The organism is Azospirillum sp. B4, assembly GCF_000333275.1.
Classification (GTDB): Bacteria; Pseudomonadota; Alphaproteobacteria; order Azospirillales; family Azospirillaceae; genus Nitrospirillum.
Window position 1 is genome coordinate 42,162 of the sequence record NZ_BACU01000637.1, and the last position, 13,868, is coordinate 56,029.

The 13,868-nt window shown below is 67.3% G+C and carries 14 protein-coding genes, 1 pseudogene and 1 riboswitch; of the genes and pseudogenes, 6 read left to right on the plus strand and 9 right to left on the minus strand.

Going from position 1 to position 13,868, the window contains the following annotated elements:
* Positions 1-41 precede the first annotated feature (41 nt).
* Both I55_RS28565 and I55_RS28570 read left to right on the plus strand, forming a co-directional pair.
* The gene (locus tag I55_RS28565) at positions 42-293 is read left to right on the plus strand and encodes a hypothetical protein (protein WP_044564113.1); all 252 of its coding nucleotides are present in this window, start codon (positions 42-44) and stop codon (positions 291-293) included.
* Positions 293-598, plus strand: coding sequence for a type II toxin-antitoxin system RelE/ParE family toxin (locus I55_RS28570; RefSeq protein WP_044564114.1), 306 nt, complete (start codon positions 293-295; stop codon positions 596-598). The genes I55_RS28565 and I55_RS28570 overlap by 1 nt, the downstream gene beginning before the upstream one ends.
* On the opposite strand, the gene I55_RS28575 is transcribed toward I55_RS28570, so the two are convergent.
* The 4 genes from I55_RS28575 to thiO all read right to left on the minus strand — a co-directional run bounded on the left by I55_RS28575 (position 595) and on the right by thiO (position 3,516).
* Positions 595-1,185 carry a thiamine phosphate synthase gene (locus I55_RS28575; protein WP_044564115.1) on the minus strand — a complete coding sequence of 197 codons (591 nt, stop codon included), beginning with the start codon at positions 1,183-1,185 and terminating at the stop codon, positions 595-597. The two genes, I55_RS28570 and I55_RS28575, sit on opposite strands and share 4 nt — an antisense overlap.
* Positions 1,186-1,312: 127 nt before the next feature.
* Positions 1,313-2,038, minus strand: coding sequence for a thiazole synthase (locus tag I55_RS28580; RefSeq protein ID WP_044564116.1), 726 nt, complete (start codon positions 2,036-2,038; stop codon positions 1,313-1,315).
* Positions 2,039-2,080: 42 nt separating this feature from the next.
* The gene (gene thiS / locus I55_RS28585) at positions 2,081-2,284 is read right to left on the minus strand and encodes a sulfur carrier protein ThiS (RefSeq protein ID WP_044564117.1); all 204 of its coding nucleotides are present in this window, start codon (positions 2,282-2,284) and stop codon (positions 2,081-2,083) included.
* Entirely contained in the window at positions 2,281-3,516 is a 1,236-nt protein-coding gene (gene thiO, locus I55_RS35125; RefSeq protein WP_307718737.1) for a glycine oxidase ThiO, read from the minus strand. The genes thiS and thiO overlap by 4 nt, the downstream gene beginning before the upstream one ends.
* Positions 3,511-3,622, minus strand: a riboswitch (TPP riboswitch). (Overlaps the previous gene by 6 nt.)
* 176 nt (positions 3,623-3,798) lie before the next feature.
* Here thiO and motA point away from each other — a divergent pair.
* Together motA and I55_RS28600 are read left to right on the plus strand one after the other, a co-directional pair.
* Positions 3,799-4,659 carry a flagellar motor stator protein MotA gene (motA, locus tag I55_RS28595; RefSeq protein WP_044564118.1) on the plus strand — a complete coding sequence of 287 codons (861 nt, stop codon included), beginning with the start codon at positions 3,799-3,801 and terminating at the stop codon, positions 4,657-4,659.
* Between the two features lie 393 nt (positions 4,660-5,052).
* Positions 5,053-5,655 carry a DJ-1/PfpI family protein gene (locus tag I55_RS28600; protein WP_044564119.1) on the plus strand — a complete coding sequence of 201 codons (603 nt, stop codon included), beginning with the start codon at positions 5,053-5,055 and terminating at the stop codon, positions 5,653-5,655.
* Positions 5,656-5,833: 178 nt separating this feature from the next.
* On the opposite strand, the gene I55_RS28605 is transcribed toward I55_RS28600, so the two are convergent.
* Positions 5,834-6,904: a heme A synthase gene (locus tag I55_RS28605; protein ID WP_044564120.1), complete on the minus strand. Its 1,071-nt coding sequence runs from the start codon at positions 6,902-6,904 to the stop codon at positions 5,834-5,836.
* Between the two features lie 73 nt (positions 6,905-6,977).
* On the minus strand, positions 6,978-9,068 hold the full coding sequence (locus I55_RS28610) for a S9 family peptidase (RefSeq protein ID WP_044564121.1): 2,091 nt from the start codon (positions 9,066-9,068) through the stop codon (positions 6,978-6,980).
* A 275-nt stretch (positions 9,069-9,343) separates the two neighbouring features.
* Between I55_RS28610 and I55_RS28615 the strand changes: the two genes are divergently transcribed.
* The gene (locus I55_RS28615) at positions 9,344-10,000 is read left to right on the plus strand and encodes an HAD family phosphatase (RefSeq protein ID WP_044564122.1); all 657 of its coding nucleotides are present in this window, start codon (positions 9,344-9,346) and stop codon (positions 9,998-10,000) included.
* An 8-nt stretch (positions 10,001-10,008) separates the two neighbouring features.
* On the opposite strand, the pseudogene I55_RS28620 reads toward I55_RS28615, so the two are convergent.
* From I55_RS28620 to I55_RS28630, 3 genes and pseudogenes are all read right to left on the minus strand, one after another.
* A pseudogene (locus I55_RS28620) lies at positions 10,009-10,963 on the minus strand (IS110 family transposase).
* 542 nt (positions 10,964-11,505) lie between these two features.
* The gene (locus I55_RS28625) at positions 11,506-11,793 is read right to left on the minus strand and encodes a hypothetical protein (RefSeq protein ID WP_044564123.1); all 288 of its coding nucleotides are present in this window, start codon (positions 11,791-11,793) and stop codon (positions 11,506-11,508) included.
* A 146-nt stretch (positions 11,794-11,939) separates the two neighbouring features.
* Positions 11,940-13,217, minus strand: a complete 1,278-nt coding sequence (locus I55_RS28630; RefSeq protein WP_044564124.1) for a sorbosone dehydrogenase family protein — start codon at positions 13,215-13,217, stop codon at positions 11,940-11,942.
* Positions 13,218-13,443: 226 nt separating this feature from the next.
* On the opposite strand from I55_RS28630, the gene I55_RS28635 reads away from it, so the two are divergent.
* On the plus strand, positions 13,444-13,863 hold the full coding sequence (locus I55_RS28635) for a YccF domain-containing protein (RefSeq protein ID WP_044564125.1): 420 nt from the start codon (positions 13,444-13,446) through the stop codon (positions 13,861-13,863).
* The last annotated feature ends 5 nt before the right edge of the window (positions 13,864-13,868 follow it).

Here is a 13,868-nt window from a genome sequence, read left to right on the forward strand (position 1 = left end):
TATCATCGCCCCATGCTCGACCCTGTCGCCCGGAGTCTCTGATGGCAAACTCCACCGTTGGCACCCTTCGCCGCGACGAATTGCCGGCCAGCCTGGCGAAAGGCCTGGACGCCGGAAAGGCGACCGACCTGTATCGGGTGGAGGTACGCCGCATCGATCCACGTGAGGCTGAGCAAATCGAACGATTGCGCCAATCCAGTCAGGCGGCCATCAATCAGCTTGATGCCGGATTGGGTACTGAGGAAGCCCGGGAATCGCTGAAGGCCGAGTTTCGCGCCCGTCGCGGCTCTTGATGGCAAAGGTCGTCTTCTCTCCTCTTTCGAAAGAGGACCTTCATGAGATCTGGGCGCACATCTACGCGGAAAATCCGAAAGCCGCAGACGACGTCATCGATGCCGTTTTCGACTTCGCGGAAAAGCTGGCGGAGTTCCCGAAGCTGGGACGGGATTTGGGGGAAATCGCCGCCGGATTGCGGAGTTTCTCCGTCCATAAATCCTACGTCGTCCTTTATCGCTTGACGGGCCGCGCCGTGGAAATTGTCCGCGTCCTTCATGGGCGCCGGGATTTCGATGCGATCTTCACCCAGATAACCGACTAGGCACCCCACGCCGCCAGCAGGGCGCGCACCACGGCGCCGGGGTCGCTTGCGCGCATCACGGTGCCCATGACGGCCAGGCCGGCGGCCCCGGCCGCGCGGGCTTGCGCCGCGTTGGCGGGGGTGATGCCGCCCAGAGCCAAGGCGCCGGGCAGGCGGGACAGCGCCTCGGGCCCCAGCGCGGGGCCATAGCCGGGTTTGGACGGCGTCTCATAAATGGGGCTGAGGGTGGCGTAGTCGGCGCCGCCCAGGCCCGCGTTCGGATGGTGGCGGGAGAGGCCGACCAAAGCCTGGGGGCCCAGGCGGGCGCGGGCGGCCGCCACATCGCCCCCGGCACCCAGGTGCACGCCATCGCACAGCACCGCCGCCGTCAGGTCGCCGTGCACCGTCAGCAGGGCGCCATGATGCCGGGCGATGGGCCGCAGCTGGCGCACCAGATCCAGCCGGTCGCTGGGGGCCAAATCCTTCTCCCGCACGCTGGCCCAGCGGCAACCGGCAGCGAACACCTGGTCCAGCAGTTGGGGCAGTGGCAGGGTCGCCTGGCGACGGTCGGTGATGACCAGCAGGGGTGGGGCGGGTAGAGGCGGCATGGGCTTCATGCCGCCTTAGGACGCGACCGCGTCCGCCGCAGCGTTTCGGGAAGCGGAGCGGACCGAAACGCGAGGAAGCCCAGCCGGCGGATGCCGGCGCCCGGCGATTGAGGGAATTGGAACACGCCTAACCGCCGATCAGCCCCAGCTCGGGGCTGGAGGCCTCCGCCCGCAGACGCTTGGGGATGCGGCCGGCCAGGCGGGCCAGACGTCCCCCGGCCACGGCGTGGCCCATGGCGGCCGCCATGCGCACGGGGTCGGTGCTTTTCGACACGGCGGTGTTCAGCAGCACGGCGTCGCAGCCCAGTTCCATGGCCAGGGCGGCATCAGAGGCGGTGCCGACGCCGGCGTCCAGGATGACCGGCACCGTGCTGCGCGCGCAGATCATTTCGATGTTGTAAGGATTGAGGATGCCCAGGCCCGTGCCAATGGGCGCGCCCAGCGGCATGACGGCGGCGCAGCCGACGTCGGCCAGGCGGCGGCAGACGATGGGATCGTCGGTACAATAGGGCAGGACGGTGAAGCCGTCATCCACCAGCTGGGCGGCGGCGGCCACCAGTTGCTCCACGTCCGGGTACAGCGTCTCCCGGTCGCCGATCAGTTCCAGCTTGATCCAGCTGGTGTCCAGGGCCTCGCGCGCCAGCTGGGCGGTCAGCACGGCGTCCTTCACCGTGGCGCAGCCGGCGGTGTTGGGCAACAGCCACGCGCGGTCGCGCACCAGGTCCAGGATGCCTTCCGCCCCGCCCCCCATGTCCACCCGGCGAATGGAGACGGTGACCACCTCGGCTCCGGAGGCCATCAGGCTATCCAGGAACACCTGCTGGTTGGGATAGCCCGCCGTGCCTAAGAACAGGAGGTAGGTGAACTGCTCTTGCCGGCGATGCGGAACAGGTCTTCAGCCACCTTGCAGCACCTTCACGATTTCTATGGCGTCGCCGTCGGCGACGGCGCGCTCCACCCAGCGGGCGCGCGGCACCACGGTGCCGTTGATGGCCACGGCGATGCCGCGGGCGCCCAGCTCCACACCGGCCTCGCCCAGCACGGCCGGCAGATCCAGGCCGTCCGCGTGGTCACGGGTCTTGCCGTTCACGGTGATCATGCCCTTACCCTCTGGTCGATTGCCCTCTGGTCCGTTCCCCGCTGGTCCGTTCCATTCTGGGGGCGCGGTCCTTGGAAACGCCCGATCCCGAAGGGCGCCAGCAGCGGGTCCACCCGGCCCGTCAGGATGTGGTCGGCCACCAGGTCGGCCGTGCCGGGGGTCAGCAGGATGCCGTTGCGGTGGTGGCCGGTGGCCATGACCAGGCCATCCACGTCCGGCACAGGCCCCAGGATGGGCGCGTCGTCGCGGCTGCCGGGGCGGAAGCCGGTCCACATCTCCTCGATAGGCAGCTCCTCCACCCCCGGCAGGGCCCGCCATGCGGCCTCAAGCAGGGCCAGCACGCCGCCGGCGGTCAGCCGGTCGTCCCAGCCCTTCTCTTCCGTCGTGGCGCCCACGATCAGCCGGCCGTCCAGCCGCGGCACCAGATAGCATTTGGGCGGCCACACCACGTGGCGCAACAGCGGCTGGGCCGCGTCCATGCGCAGGGCCAGCATCTGGCCCTTCACCGGACGCACCGGCGGCACCGCGGCATCGGGCAGGCCGGCCAGCTGGCGCGACCAGGCGCCGGCCGCCAGCACCACGACGTCGGCCGCCCTCAGCACGCCCCCCACCACCACGCCATCGGCCCGGCCACCGCTGACGGACAGGGCCTGCACCGCGCTATGCTCATGCAGGCGGGCGCCGGCCTTCAGGGCCGCAGCCTTCAGCGCCACGGCCAGCTTGCGGTTATCCACCTGGCCGTCGTCCGCACCCAGCACGCCGGCGGCGGCGCGGGGGTTCAGCCATGGCTCCCGTTCCTTCACCTGGGCGCCGGACAGCCACTTGAGGTTCAGGCCCAGGCCGCGCTGGAACTCATAGCCGGCCCGCAGCACCTCGACATCGTCGCGGGTCAGCGCCACCTGCATCGTGCCGTCGGCGCGCAGGTCGACAGGCAGACCGGTATAGGCCTCCAGCTCGGCGGCGAAGGCGGGCCAGCGGCGCTGGCTGTCCAGCGTCAGGGGCAGCAGGGGCTGTTCCCCCGGTTCCGTTTCCACCGCGGCGGCCAGCATGCCGGCGGCGGCGTGGGTCGCGCCCAGGCCGGCGGCGCCCTGGTCATGGACGTCGACGGTGCAGCCGGCCGAGGCCAGCCGCCAGGCCAGCGACAGGCCGATGCAGCCGGCACCTATGATGACCACCCGGGGAAGGGCGGCTGGCTTACGGGAAGAAATGCCCGAAGGCGGAATATGGGTCACGGTCTTGCGATCTCCCTTCGCCGGCATGATCCGGAGCAGGTTCCATGGGTCTGATCTCAGCCGCGGGCCTGAACGGGTCAGGCGGGCGGCACCCCAGTCGATGGCGGGAACCATGGCGGACGGAGCGCCGGAATTCAAGCGCCTTGGCGCCGGCGCCTGGGTGGCATGCTCACCCGCCCCGGGCGCCGACACGGCGCCGGCCCTACCCCATCAGAGATTTGACAAGTAGGCCGATTGTCTGGACTCTGCCTATCTTAGGGGTCCAGCTATCAAGGTTCACACATGTTTGCCGCCATCGGCCTGCTCGGCGTGTTCATCTGCGTGTTCGGGTCGTTCGTGATCTTCGGCGGCAAGATCGGCATCATCCTTGAGGCGCTGCCGGGCGAGTTCATGACCATTGGCGGCGCCGCCATCTGCGGCTTCATGGTCGCGAACAGCACGCATGTGATCAAACAGTCCCTGGGCGCGGTGAAACGCATCTTTCCGGGCGCGCGGTTCCACAAGAAGGAATACATGGAGCTTCTGTCGCTGCTCTATCAAATCCTGAAGACGATGAAGACCAAGGGCGTGCTGGCCATCGAGCAGCACATTGAAAAGCCCCTGGAAAGCAACATCTTCAACGCCTACCCCTCGATCATGAAGGACCCCTTCACGGTCAAGTTCATCGCGGACTATCTGCGCATGTTCTCCATCGGCGTGGACAACCCGCATGAACTGGAGGCCCTGATGGAGCAGGAGATCGACAAGGCCAAGCACGAGGACCTGCACTCCAGCCACGCCTTCCAGACCATGGCCGACGCCATGCCGGCGCTGGGCATCGTCGCCGCCGTGCTGGGCGTCATCAAGACCATGGCGTCCATCACCGAACCGCCCGAGGTGCTGGGCAAGCTGATCGGTGGCGCCCTGGTCGGCACCTTCATGGGCATCTTCCTGTCCTACTGCATCCTTGCCCCCATCGCCTCGCGCCTGAAGGGCGTGGCGGAGGAGGAAAACCAGTTCTACCACGTCATCCGCGCGGCCATCACGGCCCACCTGGCGGGCTATGCGCCCCAGGTGTCCATCGAGGCGGCGCGAAAAAAGGTGCCCACGGAATACATGCCGGACTTCAATGAGCTGGAAGAGGCGCTGTCGGCCATCAGTTAGTCGCCCTCAAGCGCCGGCGGCCCCAGTGGCATGAGCCGCTTCCCGCGCCGCTGACGAAGTCGCTGGGTTTGGGGCAAGGCGCCCGCGCCCATGCCATCCGCCGGCGGCGGACCCGCAACCCAGCCATGCCGCACCGCACCCCCGATTCGGTCTTAATGCGATTGACCTGGGGCGCCGGAGAGGCCAACTACGATGCCATGCGAATAGAGCGTCATCCCACCGGCCCGGCATGCATCACGACAGCCGCCCACGCCTGACGCTTTGCCATGGCCGCCTGTTCCTGGGCGGCCATTTTCACGAGGCAGCATCCATCGCGCCTTGCCAACGGCGCCGTCCCCTGGGGAACGGCGACGGGCGGGTGTCGGGCCGCCGAAACAACATAGGAGACGTAATTTGACCGATCAGCCGCTCGCCGGAAAAGCCGTTGCCATCCTCATCGCCAACGGCTTCGAAGAAGTGGAAATGACTGAAGCGCAGCGCGCCCTGCTGCGCGCCGGCGCCGCGCCCAAGATCATCTCGCCCGAGCAGGGCCTGGTGAACGGCTGGCACGGCACCTCCTGGGGCCACTACTTCCCCACGGACAAGCAGATTGGCGAAGTGCTGGCCGCCGACTTCGACCTGCTGGTCCTGCCGGGTGGTGAGCGCAGCGTGACCAAGCTGTCCGGCAATCCGCACACCCGCCGCATCATCGGCAGCTTCATGGACGCCGGCAAGGGCGTGGCCGCCATCAACCACGGTGTCCAGCTGCTGGCCGTGGCCCAGCGCCTGAAGGGCCGCACCGTGACTGGCAACGACGCGATCCGCGAGACCGTCGAGGCCGCCGGCGCCACCTGGGTGGCCGAGGAAGGCCAGAACATGAACATCGACCGCCAGCTGCTGACCGCCCGCGGTCCGGAAGAGGTGGTGCCGGAGTTCATCGAGACCATGCTGCGCGTCTTCGCCGACGCCATCGAGTACCGCCGCCAGCTGCAGGCCGAGAAGGCCGCCGCCGCCTAAGGTTGGGCTTTACCTGATTGAAAGAAGGGCGCGCGGCACCGGCCTCGCGCCCTTTTTTATTTCCTCAAGCGCCGGCAGGTCCATCCGGACCTTTGGCTATCCTCGTTTTGCAGTCCGCCTTCGGCTCCCTACAAACCTCGGCGGACGCGGTCGCGTCCTATTCAATTTTTTGGGTTTCCTAACCCCGCCGGTATTCCATCACCGCCCAGGTGAACAGGCCCAGCAGGACCAGCGCCCCCGCCTGGTGGGTGGCGGCCACATGCACGGGCACGAACAGAAGCAGGGTGGTGATGCCCAGGCTGATCTGCACCAGCACCATGACGGCCACGGCGATGGCCAGGCCGCGCGCCCGGCCCTGGACGCCCACGTTCAGGGCGCGGAAGGCGTAGGACCAGACCACCAGGCCGGTCAGGATGGCCAGCCAGCGGTGGGTGAACTGCACGGCGGCCGTGTTTTCCAGCAGGTTCAGCCAGGCGGGGCTGAGGTTCCACATCTCCTCCGGCGCCAGGGTGCCGTTCATCAGCGGCCAGGTGTTGTAGGCCTGGCCGGCGTCCAGGCCGGCGGTGAAGGCGCCCCACACCATGGTGACGGCCACCAGCGCCATGGCGATGCCGGCATGGCGGCGCAGGCTGGCGCGGGCGGCGTGCGCGGCGCCGCTGGCGGCCGGGAGCAGCAGCGGCAGGGCCGTTGCCAGCATGGCGACATAGATCAGCACCGCCAGCGACAGGTGGGCCGCCAGGCGGTAATGGCTGACATCCGGCCGGTTCACCAGCCCGCTTTTCACCATGTACCAGCCCAACGCCCCCTGCAGCCCGCCCAGCACGAACAGGCCCACCAGACGCGGCACCAGGCTGCGCGGAACGCGGCGGGTGAAGGCGAAGAACAGGAAGGGCAGCAGGAAGACGACGCCGATCAAGCGCCCCACCAGGCGGTGGAACCATTCCCAGAAGAAGATGCCCTTGAACTGGGCCAGGTCCATGCCGTTGTGCTTCAGCGCGTATTCCGGCGTCGCCTGGTACTTGGCGAATTCCTCCACCCAGGCGGACTCCGACAGGGGCGGCAGGGCGCCCGTCACCGGCTTCCACTCGGTGATCGACAGGCCGCTTTCCGTCAGGCGGGTGATGGCGCCGATGACCGCCATGGCGAACACCATGGCGGCGCACACCAGCAGCCAGATGCCGATGGCGCGGTAGGGCGCACGGTGAGCGGCGGCCCGGACATGGGCGGTGGGGAAAGGCGTGACGGTCACGGTGCAACGGTCCCGGTACAGGAATGACTGGGGCGGACTATAAGCCCGCCCCAGCGCCGGAACAAACCCGGCCTTACAGCCCCTTCCCGAAGGCCCGCAGCAGGAAGGCCTGGGTCAGCGCCACTTCCTTCAGCTTGTCGAAGCGGCCGGCGGCACCGGCATGGCCGGCGCCCATCTCTGTGCGCGACAGCAGGACGTGGTCATCCGTTTTCAGCGTGCGCAGCCTGGCCGCCCATTTGGCCGGTTCCCAATAGGTCACCCGCGGGTCGCTGAGGCCCGCCGTGATCAGCAGGTGGGGATAGGCCTTGGCCGCGACGTTGTCATAGGGGCTGTAGGCCTTCAGCCGCTGGTAGACCTCCGGCTCGTTGGGGTTGCCCCACTCGTCATACTCGATGACCGTCAGGGGCAGGCTGTCGTCCAGCATGGTGTTGACCACGTCGACGAAGGGAACCTGGGCCACGATGGCGCGGAACAGGCCTTCCGGCGCCATGTTGGCCACGCCACCCATCAACAGGCCGCCGGCGCTGCCGCCCTCGGCCGAGATGTTGCCCGCCTTGACGTAGCCTTGGGCCGCCAGGAACTGGGCGGCGTCGATGAAGTCGGTGAAGCTGTTGATCTTGTTCTCCAGCTTGCCGTCCTCGTACCAGCCGCGCCCCAGCTCGTCACCGCCCCGGATGTGGGCGATGGCGAAGGCGAAGCCGCGATCCAGCAGGCCCAGGCGGTTGGCGGAGAAGTAGGGGTCGATACCGTGGCCGTAGGCGCCATAGGCGTAGAGGTGAAGGGCGCCCGAGCCGTCCTTGGGAAAGTCGCGGCGGTGGACGATGGACACGGGGATCAGCGTGCCATCGCGCGCCGGGGCCAGCAGGCGGGCGCTGACATACTGGTCGGCGTCATAGCCGCTGGGGATCTCCTGGACCTTGCGGATGGCCAGGGTGCGGTCCTTCAGGTCGTAATCGTAGACCGTGGGGGGCGTCACCAGCGACTGGTAGCGCAGGCGCAGCAGGCCGCCGTCATAGTCGAAATTGGCACCGGGCCCGACCTCGAACGCCGCGTCGGGAAAGGCGATGTCGTGGGCATCGCCGTTCTTGTCCAGCACCCGCACCACCTGGGCGCCATCCACCCGGGCATAGATCACCAGCCAGTCGCGGAAGGCCATGTGGCCGGTCAGGTAGGTGCGGTCGGCGGGGGCGATCACCTCCACCCAGTTGGCCTCGGCCGTATCGGCCAGGGGGGCCTTCACCAGGCGGAAGTTGCGGTGGGTGTCGTTGGTGATGATCCAGGCGGTGTCGCCCTGGTCCTCCACATTGTACTCATGCCCCTGGCGGCGGGGCAGGACCAGGCGCGGCGCCGCCTCCGGCTGGGTGGCGTCCAGCAGGCGCACCTCGGTCGAGATGTTGTTGTGGGCGACGATGCGCAGGAAACGGCCGGACAGCGTCAGGTCCAGGCTGACCATCCAGGCGGGGTCCGCCTCCTCATACACCAGCGCGTCCTCCGACACGGCCGTGCCCAGGCGATGCCGCCATACGGTCTTGGGGCGCTGGAATTCATCCTGGCGGACATAGAACAGGTGCTGGCCATCGGCCGCCCACGCGACGCCGGGCGTGGCGTCGGCCACGCCCTCCAGCACCATCTCGCCCGTGCCCAGGTCCTTCACCCGCACGCCATAGCGTTCCGAACCGTCGGTGTCGGCGGTGTAGGCCAGGTAGCGGCCGTCGCGCGTCGTCTCGAAGTCCGCGACGCGCATGAAGTCGTGCTGGGCGGCCAGGACGTTGACGTCCAGCACCAGTTCCTCATCCGCGCTGCCGGCGGCCCAGCGCACGAAGACCGGGTAGTTCTGCCCGGCGGCGAAGCGCGACTGGTAAAAATAGCCGTCGCGGCGATAGGGGACGCCGGTGTCGTCCTCCTTGATGCGGGCGCGCAGTTCGGCCACCAGGGCCGGACGCAAGTCGCCCTCCCCGCCCAGCACCTGGTCGATGTAAGCGTTCTCCGCGTTCAGGTGGGCCAGGATGTCCGGGTCCTTGACCTCGGGGAAGGCCGGGTCGCGCAGCCAGTCGTAAGGGTCGACGCGAACCTCGCCATGCGCTGTCTTTTCAACCGGCCAGACCCGGGCAACGGGCGGCTTGGCGAAGGCGGACTGGCGGAAGGGACGGTCGGCGACGGACATGGATGGAGGCACCTGGGCTGCGCCCGTACGGGCAGAACAATGGAGCGCAACGATATGGTTAGGGCATCGCACCCGGCAAGCCGGCCCGAGCGGGAGGGTGCCATGCCCGTTATGCCGTCCCTTGGTTGCGGGCAATGACCCGTATTTCACACGCAAACGTTTATCGAGATGGAAGGGAGCTGCCATGCCGCCCCGGCGCTGGCGGCGGCCGGCGCGGCGCGCTATCCCAGGATCCACACCACCTCTGTATTTCCACACAGCATCCAGGGCAGGACATGTCGTTTCCCCATGCCATCCAGGCCGCCGTCTTCGACATGGACGGCCTGCTGATCGACAGCGAACGGCCCCTGCGCGGCGCCATGATGGCCGCCGCCGTGACGGTGGAGCGCCCCTTGACGGAGCTGTTCTACGGCACGCTGATCGGCCGGCCCTATCCCGCTGTCCGCCAGATGCTGGTCGACCATTTCGGCGGGGAAGCGTTGTTCGAACGCTTCACGGACCTGTACCGCTCCGCCATCCAGGCGCATTTCGACGCCGGCATCGCCCTGATGGCGGGCGTGGTGGAGCTGCTGGATCATCTGGACGCGGCCGGCATTCCCATGGCGGTGGCCACCAGCACCCAACGGGAGCGGGCGCTGCATCACCTGACCCAGGCCGGCATCGCCGATCGCTTCCGCGCCGTCATCGGCGGCGACGACGTCAGCCAAGGCAAACCGCATCCGGAACCCTATCTGAAGGCCGCCGCCGCCCTGGACGTCGAGCCCCGGCACTGCATCGCGCTGGAGGACAGCCACAACGGCATCCGCGCCGCGCACGCCGCCGGCATGATGGCCGTCATGGTGCCCGACCTGCTGGCCCCCACGGCGGAGATCGAGGCCCTCTGCCGGGTGGCCGCCGACCTGCACGAGGTCCGGCGCTGGGTGGCGGCTTAGAGTATCCGTTATGTGCAAGCCGCTTTTTCCTGCCAGTGTGAGCCCTTTTTGAGGAGAGCGTTGGCGAGGACGACGAGCTTGCGCATGATGGCTGTGATAGCAACCTTGGGAGGCTTTCCGGCTGCGATCAACTGGGTGTATTTGGCGCTGAGGTCTGGATTGAATCGGGCGGCGACGAGGGCCGGCATGTAAAGGGCAGTGCGGACAGTGGCGCGTCCTGCCTGGATGAAAGAGCGCCCGCGCCACTGTCCGGACTGGCGGGTGATTGGAGCGAGCCCCGCGAGACTTGCGGCTTGGCCCGGTTCCAAAGTCCCCAATTCAGGCATTTCGACCAGCAAGGCGAATGCGGTTAGGAAACCGATGCCCGGAATGCTGGTCAGGATGGCGCACCGGCTGGCCATCGCGTCGCTGGCGGCGATACGGGCTTTGATGTTCGCGTCCAAGGCATCAAGGTGGCGCTCGATCTGCTTGAGGCGGTAGCGGTTCTGACGCTTAAGCAATGGCAAGGTCAGGTTCTTCTCACGGTTTTTCGCCGCGACCCGATCCTTCACCAGCGCCTCACGGGCGACCAACATCTCTTTTAATTCAATGATCTCATCGCTATTGCCCGGCTTGGCTTCGATATCCAGGACAGCGCCCATGCGGGCCAGCATGGCGGCATCCAGACCGTCCGTCTTGGCCAGTTTCCCGGTCGCCTCGGCAAAGCGCCGCGCCTGGCGGGGATTGACCTTGGCCGCAGGAAGCCCCGCCCGGGCAAGCGCCCGCTCAAAGGCCCGGTGATAGGGCCCGGTGATAGGGCCCGGTGGGTTCGAACACCACCCGTGCGACGTCTTGGCCGCACCAGGCGACAAAGGCGGCATGACCGGCTTTGTCGTTGCCGAACCGCCGCTTGGCACCGTCGGACAGGCGATAGGCGTCCAGGGTGTCTTTCGAAACATCCACGCCGATGGTAACTTGGCTCATCTTTTCCGTGCCTCTGCTTGTCATACGGGGCTTTCTCCCCGGTATCCGTTCAGGCCAATGGAAAAGACGAGGGCGATCAAACTCTAACTCGGCTCGTTAACAGCCTGCGGTCACTCGATCCGTCCCTCGCCGCTGGGAGAGGGGTGCAGCCCTCTCCCAGCGATTCCATCGTCGCCCGTCGGCACGGAAATTCATAAGACAAGCGGGATGCGATCACGTGTGATCGCATCCCGCTCGTAACCTATTCATGATAGAGCGGATTTACACGATCAGGTGATTCCACCTGATCGCGTTCCGCTCTAACCCGCCCTCAAGCGCCGGCGGGGCATCCGCCCCTTGGCTATCCTCGATTTCCAGTCCGCCTCCGGCTCCCCGTAAATCTCCGGCGGACGCGGTCGCGTCCTACAGCGGCACGAGTCAAAATCTCGTGCCGCTGGTTTGAGCCCACGCCTCAGGCCGCGGTCGTTTCGGCACAAGAAAAAAGGGCCGGCAGCAAACGCTGGCGACCCTTGGGGTTCCCCTTGCGGGGTTACGCGCGGAACTCAGACCGTCAGGTTCACGAAGGCGCCACGGGTGCGGCCCGTGTCCGAGGCGGACTTCACCTGGTCCTGCGTCGGATTGAAGTTCTGTGTGAAGCTGCTGCTGCTGCTCGTGGACGAGTTGTTGTCCGTGTTCGCCGCGTCCGAACTGTTGTCCGACGTTCCCTGGGTCTTGACCGGGGAGATGGCCTGGACCTGCGAGTTGGTGACATCCGCGGTCGAACCGGCGCCGGACGAGAAGAACGTCGCGCCGTACCCGGAACTGTAGAAGTTGATGCCGCCGATGGACATGGGACTGGCCTCCTTTGACCATGCTTACATATATGCCCATTTCGGAAGATGGACAAGGGCGACGGCGGCAGAATTTACCCATCGCCACCGCCCTTTCCCTGGCCCTGGACTCAAAACAGGCACCCGAGTCTTGCAGATAGAAAGGCTTACGACTTGCCCTTCGCGTGATAGCTGATGCGCCACACCGTGCCGCCGACATCGTCGGCCACCAGCAGGCTGCCGTCGTGCGCCGTGGCCAGGCCCACCGGGCGGCCCCAGACCTGGGCGGGGTTGGTGCCGGCCACCCAGAAGCCGGTGGCGAAGTTCACGTAGTGGCCGGCCGGCCGGCCGTGGGTGAAGGGCACGTAGACGATCTTGTAGCCCGTCGGCTTGGCCTTGTTCCACGAGCCGTGCAGGGTGACGAAGGCGCCGCCCTGGTAGTCGGCTGGGAACTGGTGGGCGGTGTAGAACAGCAGGCCCAGCGGGGCGGAGTGGGCGTCGAACAGCAGGTCGGGGACGATGGCCTTGGCCACCAGGTCCGGCCGCTTGTCGGCGAAGTCCGGCTGCGGGTGGTTGCCGATGTAGGAATAGGGCCAGCCATAGAAGCCTTCGGGCTGCAGCCGGGTCATGTAGTCGGGCACCAGGCCGTCGCCCAGGCCATCACGCTCATTCACCACGGCGTAGAGATCGTCGGTGCCGGGGTAGAACTGCAGGCCCACCGGGTTGCGGGTGCCGGAGGCGAAGACGCGCTTCACCGAACCGTCCATATTGAACTCGGTCACGGTGGCATGGGGCTTCGGGTCCTCGGCGATGTTACTCATGGAGCCGATGCCGACGAAGAAGCTCTTGCCGTCGGGGGCGAATTCCAGGGTGCGGGTGGGGTGGCCCTTGGGCTGGCCCAGGGCGCCGTCCGGCGTCACCTGGACGCGGTCGCCCGCCGGCTTGGTGTCGCCGTCCTTGTAGGGAATCTTCCAAACCGCCTTGATGTCGCCCACCCACAGATAGCCGTCGTGGAACTCGATGCCGTAGGGGCGGTCGAATCCGCCGGCGAAGGTGATGACCTGGTCGGCCTTGCCCGTGCCCTGGCTGTCGCGCAGCAGGGTGATCTCACCCGGGTTGGCCTGGCGCGCCAGGAAAACGTCGCCGTTGGGCGCCACGGCCAGGTTGCGGGCGCGGCTGAGGCCGGTGGCGAAGATGGAAACGGTGAAGCCCTTGGGCACGTTCAGGGTGGCGCCGGCCGGGCGTTCCACCTCTTCCGACGAATTGCCCACGCCCTCGGTGGCATAGGGGGCCGGCAGGTCGGCGGCGCGGATCTGGATGCGCTGGCCCACCTTCTGTTCAGGATTGTCGCTGGGGGACGCCGCCCCGGCGGAGGACCAGGCGGGGGCGAGAGCCCCCAGGCCGAGGCTGAGGGCGGACAGGACGGCAAGGCTGCTGCGGCGCATGGGTCGCTCGAAAAGTGCGGGGGTGGTGATAACGTTGTCACTGTCGGTGACTTTAACCATGATCGCAAGATCGCAACTGGGACTATGCCGGATTGCCGCGCCCGGCCACGGCGCTTGTGTCCCGCAGGGGTGGTCCCAGGGCTGGCGCCCGGTGTGGTCCTGGACGGGCCGCCCCGCTTGGGGCAATGATTCAGCCAGATATGCAACAAGCCGAGGCCTTGAGACCATGATCAGCCTGCTGATGAACATCCTGTGGGTGGTGCTGTTCGGCTTCACCGGGGCGCTGGCCTGGTTCATGGCCGCGATCCTGATGGTGATCAGCATCGTCGGCATCCCCTGGGCCCGCGCCGCCTTCAACATGGGCCTGTTCGTGCTGTGGCCTTTCGGCCAGGTGGCGGTGGACCGCCGCCTCCTGACGGGGCAGGAGGACGTGGGCACCAGCCCGCTGGGCTTCCTGGGCAACGTTCTGTGGTTCCTGTTCGCCGGCTGGTGGCTGGCGCTCTACCACCTGGTGGCGGGCCTGCTGTGGTGCGTCACCATCATCGGCATCCCCTTCGGCTTCCAGCACTTCAAGTTCGCCGGCCTGGCGCTGGCCCCCATCGGCAAGGCCATCGTGCCGGTGGAGACCATGGGGATGAGGTATTAAGTTCC

What these genes read in the sequence shown, in the direction of transcription:
- I55_RS28625 (WP_044564123.1), bottom strand. Translation starts at nt 11,793, where the DNA reads ATGTCCATCGGCGGCATCAACTTCTACAGTTCCGGGTACGGCGCGACG.
- I55_RS28615 (WP_044564122.1), top strand. Translation starts at nt 9,344, where the DNA reads ATGTCGTTTCCCCATGCCATCCAGGCCGCCGTCTTCGACATGGACGGC.
- I55_RS28630 (WP_044564124.1), bottom strand. Translation starts at nt 13,217, where the DNA reads ATGCGCCGCAGCAGCCTTGCCGTCCTGTCCGCCCTCAGCCTCGGCCTG.
- motA (WP_044564118.1), top strand. Translation starts at nt 3,799, where the DNA reads ATGTTTGCCGCCATCGGCCTGCTCGGCGTGTTCATCTGCGTGTTCGGG.
- thiS (WP_044564117.1), bottom strand. Translation starts at nt 2,284, where the DNA reads ATGATCACCGTGAACGGCAAGACCCGTGACCACGCGGACGGCCTGGAT.
- I55_RS28575 (WP_044564115.1), bottom strand. Translation starts at nt 1,185, where the DNA reads ATGCCGCCTCTACCCGCCCCACCCCTGCTGGTCATCACCGACCGTCGC.
- I55_RS28565 (WP_044564113.1), top strand. Translation starts at nt 42, where the DNA reads ATGGCAAACTCCACCGTTGGCACCCTTCGCCGCGACGAATTGCCGGCC.
- I55_RS28570 (WP_044564114.1), top strand. Translation starts at nt 293, where the DNA reads ATGGCAAAGGTCGTCTTCTCTCCTCTTTCGAAAGAGGACCTTCATGAG.
- I55_RS28610 (WP_044564121.1), bottom strand. Translation starts at nt 9,068, where the DNA reads ATGTCCGTCGCCGACCGTCCCTTCCGCCAGTCCGCCTTCGCCAAGCCG.
- I55_RS28635 (WP_044564125.1), top strand. Translation starts at nt 13,444, where the DNA reads ATGATCAGCCTGCTGATGAACATCCTGTGGGTGGTGCTGTTCGGCTTC.